The sequence below is a fragment of the Rhizobacter sp. P2_H2 genome (genome assembly GCF_056403375.1).
In genome coordinates, this window is record NZ_JBFUFP010000411.1 from 1 (window position 1) to 4,492 (window position 4,492).

Annotated in this window: 2 protein-coding genes and 2 rRNA genes; 2 read left to right on the top strand and 2 right to left on the bottom strand. The window is 59.6% G+C overall.

Features of this window, described 5'->3' with window-relative positions:
* Together AC1D15_RS19205 and AC1D15_RS19210 are read left to right on the top strand one after the other, a co-directional pair.
* A partial coding sequence (locus AC1D15_RS19205) for a DUF8198 family protein (protein WP_477827235.1) occupies positions 1-811 on the top strand: 811 nt, incomplete at its 5' end.
* A gap of 60 nt (positions 812-871) precedes the next feature.
* Positions 872-2,554, top strand: a complete 1,683-nt coding sequence (locus tag AC1D15_RS19210) for a long-chain-fatty-acid--CoA ligase (RefSeq protein ID WP_477827236.1) — start codon at positions 872-874, stop codon at positions 2,552-2,554.
* Between the two features lie 115 nt (positions 2,555-2,669).
* On the opposite strand, the gene rrf is transcribed toward AC1D15_RS19210, so the two are convergent.
* Both rrf and AC1D15_RS19220 read right to left on the bottom strand, forming a co-directional pair.
* A 5S ribosomal RNA gene (rrf, locus tag AC1D15_RS19215) occupies positions 2,670-2,782 on the bottom strand.
* Positions 2,783-2,978: 196 nt separating this feature from the next.
* Positions 2,979-4,492: ribosomal RNA gene (locus AC1D15_RS19220) — 23S ribosomal RNA — on the bottom strand; the annotation flags it as partial.

The following is a 4,492-nucleotide window of genomic DNA, read 5'->3' on the forward strand; positions in this document are numbered from 1 at the left end:
GTGTTGCATCATTCGGCGCAGCCGCCGTAGAGGCAAGGGACTAGCCCGACCTCTCGTAAACCCGCAACGAGCAACGAACTTCGCCATGGCCGCGTCGAGCGAGAACATCCTTCAGCATCTGTCGGCGGTGGAGTCCGAGCGCCAACGGCGCGTGGGGAATCCCTCGTTGCAAGCTCGCGTGACTGCCGTGAAGACCTACCAGCAACGACGCTTCGCGCACACGTACGCGGACCTACTGGCGTCGCCGCGCTACCGTGACGTGGCGCGGTTCTTTCTCGACGAGCTGTACGGCCCGAAGGACTTCGCCGAGCGTGACGCACAGTTCGCGCGGGTGGTGCCGGCATTGACGCGGCTCTTCCCGAGCGACGTGCTGTTGACGGTGGAGTCGCTGGCAGCGCTGCATGCCTTGTCGGAATCGCTGGACAGCGCGATGGGCGACGCCGTGGCCGGGACTGCATTGACGGCCGCCGACTACCTGGCGGCGTGGCAGGCCTGCGGACGCCGTGCAGACCGCGAGCGGCAGGTGGCCTTGACCGTGAAGATCGGCGAATCGCTCGACCAATTGACGAGGCGCCTGCTGCTGCGCCAGAGCCTGCGCATGATGCGGGTGCCGGCGCGTGCTGCGGGGTTGTCGTCGCTTCAGTCGTTCCTGGAGTCGGGGTTCGACACCTTCCACGCGATGCGAGGCGCTGCGGAGTTCCTGAAGACCGTCCGCTCGCGCGAGACGGCGCTGATGCAGGCGCTCTTCGCGTCGGAGGCTGTCGCCGACGGGACACCGGCGCGTGCGGCGGCGCTAGGAGAACTACCGTAGCCGTGCGGCGCGGCCGGCCCGCACCATTGCAGGCTCTTCCTGTCCGCGAGTGCCGCATCGATGCAACGTCCCTGGCTCGATCACTATCCTCCTGGCGTTCCTGCCGAGATCGACACGTCGGCGTATCGCTCGCTGGTCGAGTTGCTCGACGAATCGTTCCGCCAGCATGCCTCGCGCGATGCAGCGGTGTGCATGGAGCGACGCCTGACGTTCCGCGAGATCGACGAGATGTCGTCGTCGTTGGGTGCGTGGTTGCAGGCGCGGGGCATGGCGCGCGGCGCGCGCGTGGCGCTGATGATGCCGAACGTGCTGCAGTACCCGGTGGCGATTGCGGCCGTGCTGCGTGCGGGCTACACCGTGGTGAACGTGAACCCGCTGTACACCGCGCGCGAGCTGGAGCATCAGTTGAGCGACTCCGGCGCCGAGGCCATCATCGTGCTCGAGAACTTCGCGCACACGCTGCAGGAGGTGATGGCCCGCACGCCGTTGCGGCACGTGGTGCTGGCATCCATGGGCGACCTGCTGGGCTTCGCGAAGGGCCAGTTGGTGAACTTCGTCGTGCGCCATGTCCGCAAGATGGTGCCCGAGTTCGATCTTCGCGCGCCGGCCGGGGGTTCGGTCACGCGATTCAACCTGGCATTGGCCGAGGGCACGCGCATGTCGCTGCGGCATGTGGAGCTGGGGCCTGACGATGTGGCGTTCCTTCAGTACACCGGGGGAACGACGGGCGTCTCGAAGGGGGCCGTGCTGTTGCACCGCAACGTGGTGGCGAACATCCTGCAGTCACAGGCCTGGTTCCAGCCAATGCTCGACAAGGTGGGCGATCGGCAGATCGTCACGGTGTGCGCACTGCCGCTGTATCACATCTTTGCGCTGACCGCGTGCTACATGCTCGGCGCACGCCTCGGTATGTTGAACGTGCTGATTCCGAATCCGCGTGATATTCCCGGCTTCGTGAAGGTGTTGAAGCGGCAACGCATCAACATGTTCCCAGCAGTGAACACGCTGTTCAATGCCTTGGCGAACGATGCTGATTTCAGGCGCCTGGATTTCGCGGACCTGGTGATCTCCAATGGCGGCGGCATGGCGGTCCAGCGCGCGACGGCCGAGCAGTGGCAGCGTGTCACCGGCTGCCCGATCGTCGAGGGCTACGGGTTGTCGGAGACCTCACCGGTGGCGACGATCAATCGCTTCGACGAACCGGAGTTCACCGGCTCGATCGGGCTGCCTGTGCCCTCGACGGAAATCGCCATCCGGGATGATGCGGGTGGCGCCGTGCTGCAGGGTCAGTCGGGTGAGATCTGCATCCGCGGGCCCCAGGTGATGGCCGGGTACTGGAATCGCCCGGACGAGACGCGCCTGGTGATGACGGACGATGGATTCTTCCGCTCAGGAGACATCGGCGTGATGGATGAGCGGGGCTACGTGCGGATCGTCGATCGGAAGAAAGACATGATCCTGGTGTCCGGCTTCAACGTCTACCCGACCGAGATCGAGCAGGTGGTGAGCCAGCATCCGGCCGTACTGGAATGCGCGGCAGTGGGTGTGGCGGATGCGAAGTCCGGTGAAGCGGTGAAGCTGTTCGTGGTCAGACGGGATTCGACGCTGACCGAAGACGATCTGGCAGCGTATTGCCGGGAGAACTTCACGGCCTACAAGCGGCCGAGGCACATCGAGTTTCGCGATGACCTTCCCAAATCGAATGTCGGGAAGATATTGCGGCGTGAATTGCGGACGGTGTGATGGCTCGTTTGGCGTGATGGACCGTTTGAGCTATTTGATCCGTTTAGCAGGAATCGCTTGCTGCAAAAGCAAAACCCCCGTCACCTTGGGAGGTAACGGGGGTTGGCTATTAATAGCCTGACGATGTCCTACTTTCACACGGGAACCCGCACTATCATCGGCGCTGAGGCGTTTCACTGTCCTGTTCGGGATGGGAAGGAGTGGGACCACCTCGCTATGGTCATCAGGCTTAACTTGTTGCTGCCGAGCATTCCTTGGGGGAAGTGCTTTGCAGCCAATTCGTAGAGTCGACGCCTGGTGGCCATGCCACACAAGCGATATCAGCATTTGATTTGATCAGAACTTGATTGCGTTCAAGGATATTCGTTGGAAGAACTGCACAACGCTTGTCCTCAGACAGCTTTGATCGTGTGATCAAAGTTATAGGGTCAAGCCTCACGAGCAATTAGTACTGGTTAGCTTAACGCATTACTGCGCTTCCACACCCAGCCTATCAACGTCCTGGTCTCGAACGACTCTTCAGGGGGCTCAAGGCCCCGGCAAGACTCATCTTGAGACGAGTTTCCCGCTTAGATGCTTTCAGCGGTTATCTCTTCCGCACATAGCTACTCGGCGATGCCACTGGCGTGACAACCGATACACCAGAGGTGCGTCCACTCCGGTCCTCTCGTACTAGGAGCAGGCTCTCTCAATCTTGCAGCGCCCACGGAAGATAGGGACCAAACTGTCTCACGACGTTTTAAACCCAGCTCACGTACCTCTTTAAATGGCGAACAGCCATACCCTTGGGACCGGCTACAGCCCCAGGATGAGATGAGCCGACATCGAGGTGCCAAACACCGCCGTCGATATGAACTCTTGGGCGGTATCAGCCTGTTATCCCCAGAGTACCTTTTATCCGTTGAGCGATGGCCCTTCCATACAGAACCACCGGATCACTTTGTCCTACTTTCGTACCTGCTCGACTTGTCAGTCTCGCAGTCAAGCACGCTTATGCCAATGCACTATCACCACGATTTCCGACCGTGGCTAGCGTACCTTCGAACTCCTCCGTTACGCTTTGGGAGGAGACCGCCCCAGTCAAACTGCCCACCATACACTGTCCCCAACCCGGATAACGGGCCAAGGTTAGAACCTCAAACACACCAGGGTGGTATTTCAACGTTGGCTCCACGACACCTAGCGGCACCGCTTCAAAGCCTCCCACCTATCCTACACAGATCTGTTCAAAGTCCAATGTAAAGCTACAGTAAAGGTTCATGGGGTCTTTCCGTCTTTCCGCGGGGAGATTGYATCATCACAAACATTTCAACTTCGCTGAGTCTCTGGAGGAGACAGTGTGGCCATCGTTACGCCATTCGTGCAGGTCGGAACTTACCCGACAAGGAATTTCGCTACCTTAGGACCGTTATAGTTACGGCCGCCGTTTACTGGGACTTCAGTCAAGAGCTTGCACCCCATCATTTAATCTTCCAGCACCGGGCAGGCGTCACACCCTATACGTCGACTTTCGTCTTTGYAGAGTGCTGTGTTTTTAATAAACAGTCGCAGCCACCGATTCTCTGCGGCCTCATTGGGCTCCCCAAGTAAATGGTTCACCTACTAAAGGCACACCTTCTTCCGAAGTTACGGTGTCAATTTGCCGAGTTCCTTCTCCAGAGTTCTCTCAAGCGCCTTAGAATACTCATCTCGCGCACCAGTGTCGGTTTGCGGTACGGTCGTATGCAGCTGAAGCTTAGTGGCTTTTCCTGGAAGCAGGGTATCACTCACTTCGGAGGCAAGCCTCCTCGTTATCACGCCTCATCTAAACCCTCCGGATTTGCCTAAAGGGTATGACTACACGCTTGAACCGGGACATCCAACACCCGGCTGAGCTAACCTTCTCCGTCCCCACATCGCACTGCATATCGGTACAGGAATATTGACCTGTTTCCCATC

What these genes read in the sequence shown, in the direction of transcription:
- AC1D15_RS19210 (WP_477827236.1), top strand. Translation starts at nt 872, where the DNA reads ATGCAACGTCCCTGGCTCGATCACTATCCTCCTGGCGTTCCTGCCGAG.